This is a genomic window from Aeromicrobium sp. Leaf245, from assembly GCF_942548115.1.
In the GTDB taxonomy this organism is placed as follows: Bacteria; Actinomycetota; Actinomycetes; order Propionibacteriales; family Nocardioidaceae; genus Aeromicrobium.
Map to the genome: position 1 here is coordinate 2,060,872 of NZ_OW824151.1, position 17,966 is coordinate 2,078,837.

General features: G+C 68.5%; 13 protein-coding genes and 3 rRNA genes. All 16 read left to right on the forward strand.

Features of this window, described 5'->3' with window-relative positions:
• Positions 1-21 precede the first annotated feature (21 nt).
• The 16 genes from NBW76_RS10165 (at position 22) to NBW76_RS10240 (ending at position 17,964) form a co-directional block, all read left to right on the forward strand.
• Positions 22-1,540, forward strand: a 16S ribosomal RNA gene (locus tag NBW76_RS10165).
• Positions 1,541-1,875: 335 nt separating this feature from the next.
• Positions 1,876-4,979 (forward strand): 23S ribosomal RNA (locus tag NBW76_RS10170).
• A gap of 113 nt (positions 4,980-5,092) precedes the next feature.
• Positions 5,093-5,209 (forward strand): 5S ribosomal RNA (gene rrf / locus NBW76_RS10175).
• Together the 16S, 23S and 5S rRNA genes form the textbook arrangement of a ribosomal RNA operon.
• 387 nt (positions 5,210-5,596) lie before the next feature.
• Positions 5,597-6,232 (forward strand): tetratricopeptide repeat protein, encoded by a 636-nt coding sequence (locus NBW76_RS10180; RefSeq protein WP_235492975.1) that lies wholly within the window; start codon positions 5,597-5,599, stop codon positions 6,230-6,232.
• A 126-nt stretch (positions 6,233-6,358) separates the two neighbouring features.
• Positions 6,359-6,703, forward strand: coding sequence for a single-stranded DNA-binding protein (locus NBW76_RS10185; RefSeq protein ID WP_056554787.1), 345 nt, complete (start codon positions 6,359-6,361; stop codon positions 6,701-6,703).
• 9 nt (positions 6,704-6,712) lie between these two features.
• Complete coding sequence (locus NBW76_RS10190; protein ID WP_056554783.1) at positions 6,713-7,723, forward strand: HAD-IIA family hydrolase; 1,011 nt, start codon at positions 6,713-6,715, stop codon at positions 7,721-7,723.
• A 4-nt stretch (positions 7,724-7,727) separates the two neighbouring features.
• On the forward strand, positions 7,728-7,991 hold the full coding sequence (locus tag NBW76_RS10195; protein WP_055968442.1) for a hypothetical protein: 264 nt from the start codon (positions 7,728-7,730) through the stop codon (positions 7,989-7,991).
• Positions 7,988-8,827 (forward strand): TlyA family RNA methyltransferase, encoded by an 840-nt coding sequence (locus NBW76_RS10200; RefSeq protein ID WP_056554780.1) that lies wholly within the window; start codon positions 7,988-7,990, stop codon positions 8,825-8,827. Before NBW76_RS10195 ends, NBW76_RS10200 begins: the two co-directional genes overlap by 4 nt.
• Positions 8,824-9,756, forward strand: coding sequence for an NAD kinase (locus NBW76_RS10205; protein WP_056554777.1), 933 nt, complete (start codon positions 8,824-8,826; stop codon positions 9,754-9,756). Before NBW76_RS10200 ends, NBW76_RS10205 begins: the two co-directional genes overlap by 4 nt.
• Complete coding sequence (recN, locus tag NBW76_RS10210; protein ID WP_056554774.1) at positions 9,756-11,441, forward strand: DNA repair protein RecN; 1,686 nt, start codon at positions 9,756-9,758, stop codon at positions 11,439-11,441. Before NBW76_RS10205 ends, recN begins: the two co-directional genes overlap by 1 nt.
• Before the next feature lie 79 nt (positions 11,442-11,520).
• Positions 11,521-12,702, forward strand: coding sequence for a putative cytokinetic ring protein SteA (gene steA, locus NBW76_RS10215; protein WP_056554771.1), 1,182 nt, complete (start codon positions 11,521-11,523; stop codon positions 12,700-12,702).
• On the forward strand, positions 12,703-13,551 hold the full coding sequence (locus NBW76_RS10220) for a copper transporter (protein ID WP_056554768.1): 849 nt from the start codon (positions 12,703-12,705) through the stop codon (positions 13,549-13,551). It begins immediately after the preceding gene.
• A gap of 159 nt (positions 13,552-13,710) precedes the next feature.
• Complete coding sequence (locus tag NBW76_RS10225; RefSeq protein WP_056554764.1) at positions 13,711-15,414, forward strand: CTP synthase; 1,704 nt, start codon at positions 13,711-13,713, stop codon at positions 15,412-15,414.
• A gap of 15 nt (positions 15,415-15,429) precedes the next feature.
• A complete protein-coding gene (locus tag NBW76_RS10230) occupies positions 15,430-16,038 on the forward strand; it encodes an NUDIX domain-containing protein (protein WP_055968429.1) in 609 nt (202 codons plus the stop codon).
• Positions 16,035-16,985 carry a site-specific tyrosine recombinase XerD gene (xerD, locus tag NBW76_RS10235; protein ID WP_056554950.1) on the forward strand — a complete coding sequence of 317 codons (951 nt, stop codon included), beginning with the start codon at positions 16,035-16,037 and terminating at the stop codon, positions 16,983-16,985. Before NBW76_RS10230 ends, xerD begins: the two co-directional genes overlap by 4 nt.
• A gap of 130 nt (positions 16,986-17,115) precedes the next feature.
• Positions 17,116-17,964 (forward strand): ParA family protein, encoded by an 849-nt coding sequence (locus NBW76_RS10240; RefSeq protein ID WP_055968427.1) that lies wholly within the window; start codon positions 17,116-17,118, stop codon positions 17,962-17,964.
• Positions 17,965-17,966: the final 2 nt, after the last annotated feature.

Here is a 17,966-nt window from a genome sequence, read left to right on the forward strand (position 1 = left end):
GCTCCCTTTGGGGGTGCATTTTCAACGGAGAGTTTGATCCTGGCTCAGGACGAACGCTGGCGGCGTGCTTAACACATGCAAGTCGAGCGGTAAGGCCACTTCGGTGGTACACGAGCGGCGAACGGGTGAGTAACACGTGAGCAACCTGCCCTTCTCTTCGGAATAAGCGTTGGAAACGACGTCTAATGCCGAATATGACTTCCTTTTGCATGATTGGAAGTGGAAAGCTCCGGCGGAGAGGGATGGGCTCGCGGCCTATCAGCTAGTTGGTGTGGGTAATGGCCCACCAAGGCGACGACGGGTAGCCGGCCTGAGAGGGTGACCGGCCACACTGGGACTGAGACACGGCCCAGACTCCTACGGGAGGCAGCAGTGGGGAATATTGGACAATGGGCGAAAGCCTGATCCAGCAACGCCGCGTGAGGGATGACGGCCTTCGGGTTGTAAACCTCTTTCAGCGGGGACGAAGCGAAAGTGACGGTACCCGCAGAAGAAGGACCGGCCAACTACGTGCCAGCAGCCGCGGTAATACGTAGGGTCCGAGCGTTGTCCGGAATTATTGGGCGTAAAGGGCTCGTAGGCGGTCTGTCGCGTCGGGAGTGAAAACTCAGGGCTCAACCCTGAGCGTGCTTCCGATACGGGCAGACTAGAGGTATGCAGGGGAGAACGGAATTCCTGGTGTAGCGGTGGAATGCGCAGATATCAGGAGGAACACCGGTGGCGAAGGCGGTTCTCTGGGCATTACCTGACGCTGAGGAGCGAAAGCATGGGGAGCGAACAGGATTAGATACCCTGGTAGTCCATGCCGTAAACGTTGGGCGCTAGGTGTGGGGACCTTCCACGGTCTCCGTGCCGCAGGTAACGCATTAAGCGCCCCGCCTGGGGAGTACGGCCGCAAGGCTAAAACTCAAAGGAATTGACGGGGGCCCGCACAAGCGGCGGAGCATGCTGATTAATTCGATGCAACGCGAAGAACCTTACCTGGGTTTGACATATACCGGAAAGCTGCAGAGATGTAGCCCCCCTTGTGGTCGGTATACAGGTGGTGCATGGCTGTCGTCAGCTCGTGTCGTGAGATGTTGGGTTAAGTCCCGCAACGAGCGCAACCCTCGTCCTATGTTGCCAGCACGTCATGGTGGGGACTCATAGGAGACTGCCGGGGTCAACTCGGAGGAAGGTGGGGATGACGTCAAGTCTTCATGCCCCTTATGTCCAGGGCTTCAAGCATGCTACAATGGCCGGTACAAAGGGCTGCGAAACCGTAAGGTGGAGCGAATCCCAAAAAGCCGGTCTCAGTTCGGATTGGGGTCTGCAACTCGACCCCATGAAGTCGGAGTCGCTAGTAATCGCAGATCAGCAACGCTGCGGTGAATACGTTCCCGGGCCTTGTACACACCGCCCGTCACGTCATGAAAGTCGGCAACACCCGAAGCCGGTGGCCCAACCCTTGTGGAGGGAGCCGTCGAAGGTGGGGCTGGCGATTGGGACGAAGTCGTAACAAGGTAGCCGTACCGGAAGGTGCGGCTGGATCACCTCCTTTCTAAGGAGCACTTGGCTGTCCGGCTTGTCCGGGGGAGTCCATTGCACTGTTCGCAGGCGAATGTTCTGCGCAGTGCAGCTCACTAGTGGACGTCGACTATTTGGCCGGCTGTGGATCGATCGTCGTCAGTACATCTCCCTTGGGAGAACGGAACCTCGACGTGAGGACGCAGTTTGGCTTGGCGCACTGTTGGGTCCTGAGGGATCAGCTTCGGCTGTATTCCTCGGACCGTACCTACCGACGAACCGCTCGCTGTTGGTGAGCAGGCGTCGATTCGGGTGCGGGACCGAACGTATCTTGAGAACTTCACAGTGGACGCGAGCATCTTGTAGCAACAACAAGCTACTAAGTGCACATGGTGGATGCCTTGGCATCGAGAGCCGATGAAGGACGTTGGAGTCTGCGAAAAGCCCCGGGAAGGTGACAACCGACCTGTGATCCGGGGATGTCCGAATGGGAAACCCACCTGGAGGAAAGTCCAGGTACCTCTGCCTGAACACATAGGGCAGCTGGAGGGAACGCGGGGAAGTGAAACATCTCAGTACCCGCAGGAAGAGAAAACAACCGTGATTCCGGAAGTAGTGGCGAGCGAAACCGGAAGAGGCTAAACCTCAGTGATGTGATAGCCGGCAGGCGTTGTCACTGGGGGGTCGTGGGGCCGCAATGCTGGTTCTGCCGAATCAGCGAAGAGTCACAAACCATGAGTGAAGTGGAAACCGACTGGAAAGTCGTGGCGTAGAGGGTGAGACCCCCGTACACGTAAGCTCATGGCTCTTTTGCGTTACCCCGAGTAACACCGAACCCCTGAAATTCGGTGTGAATCTAGCGGGACCACCCGTTAAGCCTAAATACTCCTCGATGACCGATAGCGGACTAGTACCGTGAGGGAAAGGTGAAAAGTACCCCGGGAGGGGAGTGAAAGAGTACCTGAAACCATGTGCATACAATCCGTTGGAGCTCTTCCTTGTGAAGGGTGACAGCGTGCCTTTTGAAGAATGAGCCTGCGAGTTAGCGTGGTGTAGCGAGGTTAAGGCGAGGGCCGTAGCCGTAGCGAAAGCGAGTCCGAATAGGGCGTTTGAGTTGCACCATCTAGACCCGAAGCGGAGTGATCTATCCATGGGCAGGTTGAAGCGCGGGTAAGACCGCGTGGAGGACCGAACCCACCTAGGTTAAAAACTGGGGGATGACCTGTGGATAGGGGTGAAAGGCCAATCAAACTCCGTGATAGTCTGGTTCTCCCGAAATGCATTTAGGTGCAGCGTTGCGTGTTTCTTGCCGGAGGTAGAGCACTGGATGGGCTAGGGGGCCTACAACTTACTGAACTCAGCCAAACTCCGAATGCCGGTAAGTGAGAGCGCAGCAGTGAGACTGCGGGGGATAAGCTCCGTAGTCGAGAGGGAAACAGCCCAGACCATCAGCTAAGGTCCCAAAGAGATTGCTAAGTGGAAAAGGATGTGAAGTCGCAGAGACAACCAGGAGGTTGGCTTAGAAGCAGCCACCCTTGAAAGAGTGCGTAATAGCTCACTGGTCAAGTGATTTCGCGCCGACAATTTAGCGGGGCTCAAGCAATCCACCGAAGCTATGGCATTCGTACATGTACCCGGCCCTTTGGGGTCCAGGTGTGCGGATGGGTAGGGGAGCGTCGTGTGGCGAGCGAAGCGGCGGGGTGACCCAGCCGTGGACGCCACACGAGTGAGAATGCAGGCATGAGTAGCGAATGAGGAGTGAGAAACTCCTCCACCGAATGACCAAGGGTTCCAGGGTCAAGCTAATCTTCCCTGGGTAAGTCGGGACCTAAGGCGAGGCCGACAGGCGTAGTCGATGGACAACGGGCTGATATTCCCGTACCGGCACTGAAGCGACCCTGCTGAATCCAGTGATGCTAAGTGCCCGAAACTAGCCTCCAGCTCCTTCGGGAGCATTGGCTAGCAGAGCGCATGACCCGAACTGGTACTAGGCAAGCAATGGTGTGACGCAGGAAGGTAGCTCAACCGCGGCGATGGTAGACCGCGGCCAAGGTCGTAGGGCGAACGGTAGGCAAATCCGCCGTTCATGTGCCTGAGAGCTGATGGGGAGACGATTTAGTCGAAGTGAGTGATCCTATGCTGCCGAGAAAAGCATCTAGCGATGTTTCAGAGCCGCCCGTACCCCAAACCGACTCAGGTGGTCAGGTAGAGAATACTAAGGTGATCGAGTGAATCATGGTTAAGGAACTCGGCAAAATGCCCCCGTAACTTCGGGAGAAGGGGGGCCGGATTCGTGAGTGGACTTGCTCCACGAAGCGTTGAAGGCCGCAGAGACCAGGCCCAAGCGACTGTTTACTAAAAACACAGGTCCGTGCTAAGTCGAAAGACGCCGTATACGGACTGACTCCTGCCCGGTGCTGGAAGGTTAAGGGGACGTGTTAGCGCAAGCGAAGCACAGAACTTAAGCCCCAGTAAACGGCGGTGGTAACTATAACCATCCTAAGGTAGCGAAATTCCTTGTCGGGTAAGTTCCGACCTGCACGAATGGAGTAACGACTTGGGCGCTGTCTCAACCATGAACTCGGCGAAATTGCACTACGAGTAAAGATGCTCGTTACGCGCGGCAGGACGGAAAGACCCCGGGACCTTTACTATAGTTTGGTATTGGTGTTTGGTTCAATTTGTGTAGGATAGGTGGGAGACTGTGAAGCCCGGACGCCAGTTCGGGTGGAGTCATCGTTGAAATACCACTCTGATTGAACTAGATATCTAACCTAGGTCCATTATCTGGATCAGGGACAGTGCCTGATGGGTAGTTTAACTGGGGCGGTTGCCTCCTAAAATGTAACGGAGGCGCCCAAAGGTTCCCTCAGCCTGGTTGGCAATCAGGTTTCGAGTGTAAGTGCACAAGGGAGGCGACTGTGAGACTGACAAGTCGAGCAGGGACGAAAGTCGGGACTAGTGATCCGGCGCTGGCATGTGGAAGCGGCGTCGCTCAACGGATAAAAGGTACCCCGGGGATAACAGGCTGATCTTCCCCAAGAGTCCATATCGACGGGATGGTTTGGCACCTCGATGTCGGCTCGTCGCATCCTGGGGCCGTAGCAGGTCCCAAGGGTTGGGCTGTTCGCCCATTAAAGCGGCACGCGAGCTGGGTTTAGAACGTCGTGAGACAGTTCGGTCCCTATCCGCCGCGCGCGTAGGAAACTTGAGAAAGGCTGTCCCTAGTACGAGAGGACCGGGATGGACGAACCTCTGGTGTGCCAGTTGTTCTGCCAAGAGCACGGCTGGTTGGCTACGTTCGGAAGTGATAACCGCTGAAAGCATCTAAGCGGGAAGCACGTTTCAAGATGAGGTTTCCCACTGGTTTATCCAGGTAAGGCCCCCAGCAGACCACTGGGTTGATAGGCCGGAAGTAGAAGTGCAGCAATGCATGGAGCTGACCGGTACTAATAGGCCGAGGGCTTGTTTCTTACAAGATTACTGCGCGTCCACTGTGAGGTTCCCGAGATATGAGTCGGGAACATGCTCGATCAGGTCCCCGCCGGGGCTTGTTCGGGTAGATCGATTGATATCTCCATAGAGTTTCGGCGGCCATGGCGAAGGGGAAATACCCGGTGACATTCCGAACCCGGAAGTCAAGCCCTTCAGCGCCGATGGTACTGCGTGGGAGACTGCGTGGGAGAGTAGGACGCCGCCGGACAATCATTAGCGCGAGGCCGCTCCCTTCAGGGAGCGGCCTCGCTGCATTTCAGCAGGAGTCGGAATGAGTGAGCAGAAGGGCCCCCGTGGTGGGGGCGCAGGTCGAGACGGCCGACGTGGATCGACCGGTGGTCGAGGCGGATCGAGCGGTCGGCCCGGTGCCGGCGGTCGGTCGGGCTCGGGCGGCCGTGGTCGTGACGAGAGCCCCCGTGGTGGGCGTCCTGGACAGGGGCGTTCGGACGGAGGGCGGCGAGGCGACGGTGCAGGGCGCCCGGAGCGTCGTGACACCCGGGGGCGACCCGGGACGGGCGGCACCGGCCGTCGTCCCGAGCGCGAGGAGCGCACGGTCGACCAGGTCGTCTACGACGGTCCGCCGATCCCGGACGACGTGTCGGCGAAGGACCTGGACCGGTACGCCCGCGACCAGCTGCAGAACCTGCCGGCCAAGCTCGCCGACCGGGTCGCGCGCCACCTCGTGATGGCGGGGCTGCTCGTCGCCACCGACCCGGAGACGGCCTACAAGCACGCGCTTGCGGCTCGGGCCCGAGCGCAGCGCAACGGCCTCGTCCGCGAGGCGTGCGGCGAGACCGCGTACGCCGCCGGCAAGTTCGCCGAGGCGCTGTCGGAGCTGCGCGCTGCGCGTCGCATGAACGGACAGCTGCTCTACGCGCCCATGATGGCTGACTGCGAGCGTGCCATGGGACGACCGGAGAAGGCGCTGGCCTACGACACCCCGGACATCCGGGCCGCGCTGGACGACGCCGGCGGCGTCGAGCTGACCATCGTGGTCGCGGGCGCCCGACGCGACCTGGGTCAGGTCGACGCTGCGCTCCGTCTGCTCGAGACCGAGTCGCTGAACAGCAAGAACCGGTCCGAGTGGGTCGCTCGCCTGCGCTACGCGTACGCGGACACGCTCCTGGCGGCCGGCCGCCAGGAGGAGGCCGTCGAGTGGTTCCACCGGGTCGTGGCGGTCGACGGCAACAAGATCACCGATGCCGAGGAGCGCCTCTCCGCGCTGTCGTGACCTCTGCGCGCGAGCGCACCGCAGGGCCGGGCCGTCGTCCACAGGGACGATGCGCCCGGCCCTTCGTCGTCCACAGGGCTCGCCGGATGGCTCGGCCCGCGACGCCGACGCGGCCACGCTGGGGGGATGACTGAACCACAGCACCACAACCACGTGGCCCTGACCGGGCGGGTGTCGGGGACCCCGGAGGCACGCACGTTGCCGAGTGGCGACGAGATCGTCACCTTCCGCCTCGTCGTCCGTCGCACGAGGCCGCGGCGCGGCACGGCCCGGTCGGCGCAGACCGTCGACACGATCGAGTGCGTGGCCTGGTCGTCGCGCCTGCGTCGGACCTGCGCGCGGCTGCCGGACGGCGCGGTCGTCTCGGTCACGGGCGAGCTGCGTCGCCGGTTCCAGCGCGGGTCCGGCGGCGCCCAGAGCTGGTACGCCGTCGAGCTGACCACGTGCTCCCGGTCGCCGGCGGCTCAGTAGGCTCGTGCCATGCCGCTCCGGAGCACCGACGTCCCGCTCTGCGACCTGCACGACGTCGTGATGCTCGACCTCGACGGGGTGGTCTACGTGGGGGCCGACGCGGTCGACGGCGCCGCCACGGCCCTGCAGACGGCCGTCGAGCGGGGCCTCCGACCGGCCTACCTGACGAACAACGCGTCCCGGCCGGCCACCGTGGTGGCCGACCACCTGCGACGGATCGGCATGCCGGTCCCGGACGACGCCGACGTGGTCACGTCCGCACAGGCGGTGGCCCGTCTCATGGCCGCCGATCTCGCGCCGGGAGCACGGGTCCTCGTGGTCGGTGGCCCCGGGCTGAGGGAGTCGCTGGAGTCCGAGGGTCTGGTGCCGGTCGACGGTCCCGACGGCGAGCCGGTCGCCGTCGTCCAGGGGTTCCACCCCGACATCGGCTGGTCGGACCTCGCGGAGGTCGCCTACGCCGTCGGCCGCGGCCTGCCGTGGTACGCGAGCAACCGTGACCTCAGCATCCCCACGCCGCGCGGGACCGCGCCGGGCAACGGCTCGCTCGTTCAGGCGGTCGCCAACGCGACCGGCCTCGAGCCGGTCGTCGCCGGCAAGCCCGAGCGGCCCCTGTTCGACGAGACGGTCCGGCGGACGGGGGCACGTCGACCCCTCATGGTCGGCGACCGGATCGACACCGACATCGACGGCGCCACCGCGCTCGACATCCCGTCCCTCGCCGTGCTCACCGGCGTCAGCGACCTCCAGGAGATCGCCGGCCTCGACCCGCGGCGTCGTCCCACCTACGTGGCGACGGACCTGCGGGGTCTCGTGGAGACCCACGAGCACGTGGCCGTCGACGGTGACGTGGCGCGGTGCGGTCGGGCTGCGGCCCGCCTCGACGGCGACGTGATCCGGCTGACCGACGGCGACCCCGCCGAGACCGCGTCGGTCCGCGCCCTCCTCGGACTCGCCTGGGCGACGCGCGACACCCGAGGGAGCGACGCCGACCTCCGACTCGTCGACGGTCTGGGAGGATGACGAGGTGAGCGAGCACAGCGACCGCCCGACCGTCGCGTCCCACGGCGACGAGGCACCCGACGTCGATCCCGCCGGCGATCCGGTGGCGGACCTCGTCGCGCGGGCCCGCGAGGCGTGCTCCGGCCACCCCGAGCTCCTCGAGCAGCTGGACCACCTCGACCGGCTCGACGAGGTCGAGCTGTCACGCCGACCCGAGGTGCTCGACGCCGCGCACCGCACGCTGCGCGAGGTGCTCGCCGGCGCGGGACGGCCGGACCCGCGATCGTGACCCGCCGCGTCCGGCTCGACTCCGAGCTCGTGCGACGCGGCCTGGCCCGCTCCCGGGACCACGCGGCGCAGCTGATCGAGGACGGCCGCGTGCGCGTCGGCGGTCAGCGCGCCACGAAGCCGGCCACCCAGGTGGGCACGGACCAGCCCGTCGTGGTGAAGGACGGCGACGACGCCGGCTGGGCCTCCCGCGGAGCCCACAAGCTCCTGGGTGCCCTGGCTGCCTTCGAGCCCGGAGGACTCGAGCTGGCAGGTCGACGCTGCCTCGACGCCGGTGCCTCGACCGGTGGCTTCACCGACGTCCTGCTGCGACGTGGCGTCCGGGAGGTCGTGGCGGTCGATGTCGGCTACGGCCAGCTGATCTGGAGGCTGCGGGACGACCCACGGGTCCAGGTGCACGACCGCACCAACGTGCGCGCCCTGACCCGCGACGACATCGACGGCCCCGTCGACGTGGTCGTGTCGGACCTGTCGTTCATCTCCCTTACCGTGGTCATGCCCGCGCTGACCGCCGTGTGCGACGAGAAGGGTGACATCGTGCTGATGATCAAGCCGCAGTTCGAGGTCGGACGCGGGAACCTGGGAAAGAACGGCGTCGTCCGCGACCCGGACCTGCACGCCGACGCGGTGCTGCGCGTGAGCGCCTCGGCGCGCGAGCAGGGGTGGGGCACGCAGGGACTCGCCGCGAGCCCGCTGCCCGGTCCGGCCGGCAACGTCGAGTACTTCTGCTGGCTGCGGCACGACCCCGATGCCGCTGCGCCGGCACGCTCCGACGTGATGGACGTGATCGCCGCCGGGCCGCTCGGCTCCCGTCCCGGCGACGAGGTCGACGGATGAGCGAGCGCCGCATCCTGCTCATCGTGCACACCGCCCGCGCCGAGGCCACCTCGCTCGCTGCCCGGTTGGCGACCGACCTACGAGGGGCCGGGCTGGCCGTCTGCGTGCTGGAGTCCGACCTCGACGAGCTGCAGGCCGCCGGCATCGGGGAGGTCGGAGTGATCCCGGCCACCGAGGGCGCGGCCGCCGGGTGCGAGCTCGCGATCGTCCTGGGCGGTGACGGCACCATCCTGCGCGCCACCGAGATCTGCCGTGGCACCCTGACGCCCGTCCTGGGCGTGAACCTGGGCCACGTGGGCTTCCTGGCCGAGGCCGACGTCGAGGACCTCCAGGCCGTGGTCCAGGGCGTCGTCGAGCGGTCCTACCGGGTCGAGGAGCGGCTGACGGTGGAGGTCGAGGTCACGGTCGGGGGCGAGGTCGTCGCCACGAACTGGGCCCTCAACGAGGCCACCGTCGAGAAGGCCTCCCGGGAGCGCATGCTCGAGCTGGTCGTGGAGATCGACGACCGACCGGTCTCCCGGTGGGGGTGTGACGGCGTGGTCTGCGCGACCCCGACCGGCTCGACCGCGTACAACTTCAGCGCAGGGGGCCCCATCGTGTGGCCCGAGGTGGAGGCACTGCTGCTCGTGCCGATCAGCGCCCACGCCCTCTTCGCCCGCCCGCTCGTCGTCTCGCCCGCCTCGACCCTGGCGATCGAGGTCGTGGGGGAGACCACCGCGGGGGTGCTGTGGTGCGACGGCCGCCGCGCCGCCGACCTGCCGCAGGGCGCTCGGGTCGAGGTCCGTCGCAGCGGTACGCCGGCGCGCCTCGCCCGGCTGCACGAGGCGCCGTTCGCGGACCGGCTGGTGCGCAAGTTCGACCTCCCGGTCGCGGGCTGGCGCGGCGCCGCCGAGCAGCGCGGGGTCGAGCGACGGGGCGGGGGTCGCTGATGTGGCAGCACCTGCGGCTCAGCTCCCTCGGCGTCATCGAGTCCGCCGAGCTCGAGCTCGACTCCGGCTTCACCGTCATCACCGGTGAGACCGGTGCCGGAAAGACGATGGTCGTCACGGCACTCGGCCTGCTGCGTGGTGGTCGCGCCGACCTCGGGCTCGTGCGTCACGGAGAGCGTCAGGCGCGTGTCGAGGCGAGCGTGGAGGTCGCGCCCGGCTCCACGGTGGGTCGGATCGTCGACGACGCCGGGGGAGCGGTCGACGACGACGTGGTCGTCCTGGGTCGCGTGCTGTCGGCGCAGGGACGGTCGCGGGCCTTCGCCGGCGGAGCGACCGTGCCCGCAGCCCTGCTGGCGGAGATCACCGACGAGCTGGTCGCGGTGCACGGGCAGTCGGACCAGCACCGCCTGCTGCGCGGACCGGCCCAGCGCGCGGCTCTGGACGCCTTCGCCGGTGAGCCGCTCGCGGACCTGCTCGCGGAGTACACCCCGCAGCACGCCCGGCTGAAGGCGGCGCACGCTCGGGTGCGCGAGCTCACGGAGCACGCCCAGGAGCGTGCCCGCGAGCTCGACCTCCTGCGCCACGGGCTCGCCGAGATCGAGGCGGTCGAGCCGCTCGAGGGCGAGGACGACCAGCTCGTCGCCGAGGAGGGGCGCCTCGCCCACGCCGAGGCACTCGCCCGGGCCGCCCTCGCGGCGCACGAAGGCCTGGCGGGCGACCACGGGACGGCCGCGCGCGACGTCGTGGCCGTCGCCACCGCGGCCCTCCAGGACGTCGCCGGCCACGACCCGACGCTCGACGACCTCACGACGCGGCTGCGCGAGGTCGGGATCCTGCTCGACGAGGTGTCCGCCGACCTGAGTGCGTACGCCGACGGGGTGGAGGTCGACCCGGCACGGCTCGCGGCCGTCCAGGAGCGCCGGGCGGCGATCGTCTCGTTGCAGCGCAAGTACGGGCCCGGCGTCGCCGACGTGCTCGCGTGGCAGCAGAAGGCCGCCACGAGCGTGGAGGACCTGGACCACGACGACCAGGCCATCGCCGAGCTCGAGGACGAGATCGCACGACTGACCCCGCAGGTCCACGACCTCGCGCGGCGGATGAGCGAGGTCCGGTGCGAGGCGGGGGAGCGGCTGGGCGCCCTGGTGTGCGAGGAGCTCGCCCAGCTCGCCATGCCGTCGGCCCGACTCGAGGTGGCGGTCCGCGTGGCCGACGACGCCGTCCTGTCCGCGCACGGCCTCGACGAGGTCGAGCTGCTGTTCGCCGCCAACAACGGTGCCGCGCCGCGGCCGCTGGCCAAGGGAGCCAGTGGCGGTGAGCTGTCGCGACTCATGCTGGCGCTCGAGGTGGTGCTCGCCGACCGGACCACGGTCCCCACGCTCGTCTTCGACGAGGTCGACGCGGGCATCGGCGGTCGCGCCGCGGTCGAGGTGGGCCGCCGGCTGGCCCGTCTCTCGCGCGGCCCCCAGGTGCTCGCGGTCACCCACCTGCCCCAGGTGGCGGCCTTCGCCCACCACCACTTCCACGTGACCAAGGACGACGACGGCAACGTCACGTCCAGCAGCGTGGTGCGTCTGGACGGCCAGGCGCGCGTCGACGAGCTCGCCCGCATGCTGGCCGGCCAGGACGACTCCGAGGCCGCCCAGGCCCACGCACGCGAGCTGCTGGACCTGGCGCGGCAGCAGTAGCCGACGCGGTGGTGGGCCGGGGACGCGCCGGGCCTGCGCTGCGCGGCCGAGGCGGGTCCCCGTGCCACGATGGACGACGATGTCTCGACGAACCCGCCCCTCCGAAGGTGCAGCCGACGACACGACCGACGACATCGTCGGCGTCGTGCGCTTCGCCCGCACCGGTGACGCCTCCTCCAAGGCGCTGCGCGACGGCGACATCGCCGTCGTCGACCTGCCCGACCTCGACCGCGGCCAGGCCGAGGCCCTCGTGGCCCGCAACGTCCGCGCGGTCCTCAACGCGGCGGAGTCCTCGACGGGCCGCTTCCCGAACCTCGGCCCCCAGGTCCTGGCCGACGCCGGCGTCACCCTCATCGACCACGTGGGCGCCGGCATCTGGTCGCGTCTGCGCAGCGGCGACACGGTGCGGATCGCGGACGGCAAGGTCTTCAAGGACGAGGTCCTCGTCGCGCAGGGCCACATGGTCGACGACGCGACCCGCTCCCAGCGGCTCGGCGTCGCCGAGCGCGACCTCGCCACCCGCCTGGGGTCCCTCACCGCCAACGCCTCGGACCACCTCGAGCGCGAGCGCGAGCTGCTGCTCGAGGGTGCGCGCATCCCGCGACTCCCGACCCGCCTGCGCGGTCGGCCGGTCGTGGTGGTCTCGCGCACGTACGGATGGCAGGACGACCTCAAGCGGATCCGACGCTGGATCAGGGACTCCGGCGCCGTCGTCGTCGGCGTGACGGCGGGAGCCGACGCGTTGATCGACGCCAAGATCACGCCCGACGTCGTCATCGGCCACCTCGACGACCTCTCCGACCGGGCCCTGCGCAGCGGGGCCGACGTCGTGGTCGTGACGTCCTCGGGACGCAGCGAGGGGCACGAGCGGTTCGAGCGAGCCGGTGTCGACGTCGCGACGTTCACCGCCTCCGGTGCGCCGAGCGACCTCGCGATCCTGCTGGCCGACTCCAACGACGCACCCGTCATCGTCGAGGTCGGCGCACCCCGCGGGCTGGTGGAGTTCCTCGAGCGGGGCACCGCCGAGGTCGCCAGCTCGTTCGTCACCCGGCTGCGCGCGGCGAGCACGCTCGTCGACGCGCGTGCCGTGGCCCACTTCACCCGACGCACCATGCCCGCCTGGCCCGTGCTGCTCGTCCTGGTCGCGGGGGTGCTGGCCGTCGTCGCGGCGATCGGCGTCACCCCGACCGGTCGCGACTGGTACGACGCGCTGGGCGACAGCCTGGGCGATCTCCGAACCTGGCTCGAAGGACTGCTGTAGATGATCACCTTCCGGTACCACCTCGTCTCGATCGCGGCCGTGCTCCTCGCACTGGCCGCCGGTGTCGCACTCGGAGCGGGCGTGCTCGACGAGTCGCTCTCGGCACCCGAGGACGGCAGCGCGAGCACCGGCGGCGACGCCGCGCTGGCCTCCTTCGAGGACGGCTACGCGGCCCGGACCTCGTCCGGCCTCATCGACGGGTCGCTGGACGACCGTTCGGTGGTCGTGCTGACGCTTCCCGGCGCACGCGACGACGAGGTCGCCGGTGTGCGCCGGGACCTCGAGCGGGCCGGTGCCACGGTGACCGGGACCGTGGGCCTGACCGCGAAGCTCATCGACCCGGGCAACCGCCAGTTCGCCGAGAGCGTCGCCGAGGAGGCGGCCCCCGACGCCAGCGGCGAGGGGTACACGCGGGTAGGCGCGGCGCTCGGCAGCTCGGTGCTGGGCGATGCCGGCGGCGAGCTCGACGAGACGGCGCGCACCGTGGCGTCCGCCTTCGACGAAGGTGGACTCACGGCCGCCGAGGAGGCGCCCGACGCCTTCGCCGACCTGGCCGTCGTCGTCACCGGTCCGTCGCGCGTCGGTGACGCCGCCGAGGTCCTGTCGGGACTGGTCCGGTCGATCGCGGGCTCCGGTTCCGGTGCCCTCGTCGCGGGCCCGTCGTCGGCGAGCCGCGAGGGCGGGGCCGTCGACGTGGTGCGGCGGGAGGCCTCGCAGGTCTCCACCATCGACGTGATCGACTCCGCGGCCGGGCGCGCGGTCACGGCTCTCGCGCTGGCGCGGGCCGCCGACGGCGAGACGGGCTCCTGGGGCACGTCGCGCAGCAACGACGGACCCGTCCCCGAGTAGCACGGACCCGCGCGGCGCGTCGCGCCCGGGCTGGTCACGGGCGGGGTCGGGAGCGGCTACACTGGAATCCCGTGGAGCAGTGACGGCCCCGGCCGGCCCGCACGGATCGTCCGACACCCTCGCTGCGCCGCATCCAGGCCCACGACCACGGGAGTCACCTTGCAGGGCAGCGCCGTCACCAAGCACGTCTTCGTCACCGGCGGGGTCGCCTCCTCGCTCGGCAAGGGGCTCACCGCCTCGTCGCTCGGCCGACTGCTGAAGTCCCGCGGTCTGCGGGTCACGATGCAGAAGCTCGACCCCTACCTCAACGTCGATCCCGGGACGATGAACCCGTTCCAGCACGGCGAGGTGTTCGTCACCGACGACGGGGCCGAGACCGACCTCGACATCGGCCACTATGAGCGCTTCCTCGACGAGGACCTCGTGGGTCGCGCGAACGTGACCACCGGACAGGTGTACTCCGAGGTCATCGCCCGGGAGCGCCGCGGCGACTACCTCGGCGACACCGTGCAGGTCATCCCGCACATCACGAACGAGATCAAGGACCGGATGCTCGCCATGGGCGGGCCCGACGTCGACGTCGTGATCCACGAGATCGGCGGCACGGTCGGCGACATCGAGAGCCAGCCGTTCCTGGAGTCGGCCCGCCAGGTGCGCCACGAGATCGGCCGCGGGCACGTGTTCTTCCTGCACGTGTCGCTGGTGCCGTTCATCGGCCCGTCCGGTGAGCTGAAGACCAAGCCCACGCAGCACTCGGTCGCGGCGCTGCGCTCGATCGGCATCCAGCCCGACGCCATCGTCTGCCGCTCCGACCGCGAGATCCCCGAGTCGGTCAAGCGCAAGATCTCGCTCATGTGCGACGTCGACACCGAGGCCGTCGTGACCGCGAGCGACGCCCCCTCGATCTACGACATCCCCAAGGTGGTCCACCGCGAGGGTCTCGACGCCTACGTCGTGCGCCGTCTCGACCTGCCGTTCCGCGACGTCGACTGGACCGAGTGGGACGCGCTGCTGCGCCGGGTCCACCAGCCCGCCGACGAGGTGACCATCGCGCTGGTCGGCAAGTACGTCGACCTGCCCGACGCCTACCTCTCGGTGGCGGAGGCGCTGCGGGCCGGTGGCTTCGCCAACGACGCGAAGGTGAACCTGCGCTGGGTGCCGTCCGACGAGTGCGCGACCGAGTCGGGTGCGGCACGGCACCTCGGCGACGTCGACGGCATCTGCGTGCCCGGCGGCTTCGGCATCCGTGGCATCGAGGGCAAGATCGGTGCGCTGCACCTCGCCCGGACCCGCGGCATCCCGACCCTCGGCCTCTGCCTGGGCCTGCAGTGCATCGTGATCGAGCACGCCCGGAACGTGGCCGGCATCCCCGGGGCGAGCTCCACCGAGTTCGACCCCGACGCGAGCGACCCGGTGATCGCCACCATGGCCGAGCAGCACGCGTTCGTCGAGGGCGCCGGCGACCTGGGCGGCACCATGCGGCTCGGCCTGTACGAGGCCGCCCTGGCGCCCGGCAGCATCGTGGCGGGCGTCTACGGCGCCGACAAGGTCGAGGAGCGCCACCGGCACCGCTACGAGGTCAACAACGGCTACCGCGACCAGCTCGAGCAGTCCGGACTGGTCTTCAGCGGCACCTCGCCCGACGGCACGCTCGTGGAGTTCGTCGAGCTGCCGGCCGACGTGCACCCGTTCTACGTCGCCACGCAGGCGCACCCCGAGCTGCGCTCGCGTCCCACCCGCCCGCACCCGCTCTTCGCCGGTCTCGTGAAGGCCGCCCTCCAGCGCCAGCGCGAGACCCGGCTGCCCGTCGACGAGCCCGCCGCGCACGGCGTCGAGGCCGACGCAGGCGCCCCGACGGCCTGACCGGATGACCCTCTCGTGAGCGCGCACCCGACCCTGCCGGGAGAGCTGGTCGACGACGTCGCCGATCGACCCGCCACGTGGCCGGTGGCCTCCAGCGATCGGGTCTACAGCAGCGCGTACCTCGACGTCGACGTCGACGTGATCGTCGACCCGCAGGGGGACGAGCACTCACGCGCCGTCGTGCGCCCGAACGGCGCCGTCGGCGTGCTGGCGCTCGACGAGGACGACCGACTGCTGCTCGTCGTGCAGTACCGACACCCCGTGGCCGCACGGCTGGTCGAGCTCCCTGCCGGCACCCTCGACGTCGAGGGGGAGGAGCCCCAGGAGGCTGCGGCTCGCGAGCTCGCGGAGGAGGCCGACGTGGTGGCCGCCGAGTGGGCGCCGCTGATCTCGCTGCTGTCGAGCGCCGGGTACACGAGCGAGGCCTGCCAGATCTTCCGGGCCAGCGGTCTCAGCGCGGTCCCCGAGGACGAGCGGACCGAGCGGCGGGCCGAGGAGGCCGGCATGGAGCAGTGGTGGGTGCCCTTCGAGAAGGTCGTCGACGCCGTGCTCGACGGGAGCGTGCGCGACGCGACGATGTGCGCCGCGGTGCTCGCCGAGGCCGCCCACCGTCGGTCCCGATGAGCGACGGGTCCACGACCGGGACCGGCGACCTCGACCGCTCGATCCTGGACTACGTGAGCCACCTGGGGGTCGAGCGCGGCCTGGCCGCCAACACCTTGGCCAGCTACCGCCGTGACCTGCGGCGGTACCGCGAGCACCTCCACGGTGCCGACGTCCACGACGTCGCCGACGTCACCGAGACCGACGTGCTGGCCTTCCTGGCGGCCCTGCGCACCGGGAACGACGAGCATCCACCCCTGGGCGCCTCCAGTGCGGCGCGCGCCGTGGTGGCCGTCCGGGGGTTCCACAAGTTCTGCCTGCGTGAGCAGCTGGTGGCGCAGGACGTCACGGCCGCGGTCAAGCCGCCGCGACCGGCCTCCAGGCTTCCCAAGGCGCTCCCGCTGGCCGACGTCGAGGCGATCCTCGAGGCCTCCGGTGCGGCGGGCACCAGCCTGGCCAAGCGCGACCGAGCCCTGCTCGAGGTCCTGTACGGGACCGGGGCCCGCATCTCCGAGGCCGTCGGTCTGGACGTCGACGACGTCGACCTCGAGGAGGGCGCCGCCCTGCTGCGCGGCAAGGGTGGCAAGCAGCGGCTCGTGCCCGTCGGATCCTTCGCCAGAGGTGCGATCACCGACTACCTGACCGTCGCGCGGCCGGGGCTCGTCTCGGTGACGGGCACCGGTGGCGCAGCCCTGTTCCTCAACGCGCGAGGTGGACGGCTGAGCCGGCAGAGCGCCTGGACGGTCCTGGTGCGCGCCGCCCGCGCGGCCGGCGTCGGGGTCGACGTCTCGCCGCACACCCTGCGCCACTCCTTCGCCACCCACCTGCTCGACGGGGGCGCCGACGTGCGCGTGGTGCAGGAGCTGCTCGGGCACGCCTCGGTGACGACCACGCAGATCTACACGCTCGTGACGGTCGACCGGCTGCGCGAGGTCTACGCGACGTCGCACCCCCGCGCTGGCTACTGAGTGCTGGTGACCGAGTGCCGGTCACGGTGCGCCGGTCTTCGGGCGCCGGCTGCCGAGAGCCACCCGCGGATCGCGATACAGTGACACGACGATCGCCGGGCAGGCGACCAACGCGGTGTGAAGGAGACAGATGAGCGACGACCTCGGGCCCACCGGACGCCCACGACCGGACTTCCCCGAGCCGTCCCCCCGCCGCGGTGGGCAGCCTGCGCAGATCATCGCGATGTGCAACCAGAAGGGCGGCGTGGGCAAGACCACGACCACGATCAACCTGGGTGCCGCCCTCGTCGAGGCCGGCCGTCGGGTGCTGCTGCTCGACTTCGACCCGCAGGGGTCGCTCACCGTCGGGCTCGGCTTCAACGCCCATGAGCTCGAGCAGTCGATCTACCACGTGCTGATGGACCGCGAGCTCACGCTCAAGGACATCGTCCTCGAGACCGCGGTACCCGGCCTCGACCTCGTCCCGGCCAACATCGACCTCTCGGCCGCCGAGATGCGCCTGGTGACCGAGGTCGGTCGTGAGCAGGTGCTCGCCCGTGCTCTGCACCCCGTGCTGCACGACTACGACGTGGTCCTCATCGACTGCCAGCCGTCGCTCGGCCTGCTCACGGTGAACGCCCTCACGGCGGCCGACGGCGTGATCATCCCGCTCGAGTGCGAGTACTTCGCGCTCCGGGGCGTGGCGCTGCTCAAGGAGACCATCGAGAAGGTGCGCGACCGCACGAACTTCGACCTCAAGATCATCGGTCTGCTCGGCACCATGTACGACGGGCGCACCCTCCACGGCCGCGAGGTGCTGCAGACGCTCGTGCAGGGGTGGGGCGACCTGGTCTTCCACACCGTCATCCGGCGCACCGTCAAGTTCTCCGACGCCACGGTCGCGGGTCTGCCGATCACCGAGTTCGCGGGCGGGTCCCCGGGTGCCGCGTCGTACCGCCAGCTGGCCCAGGAGGTGCTGCATCGATGCCCCGACGCGTGAGC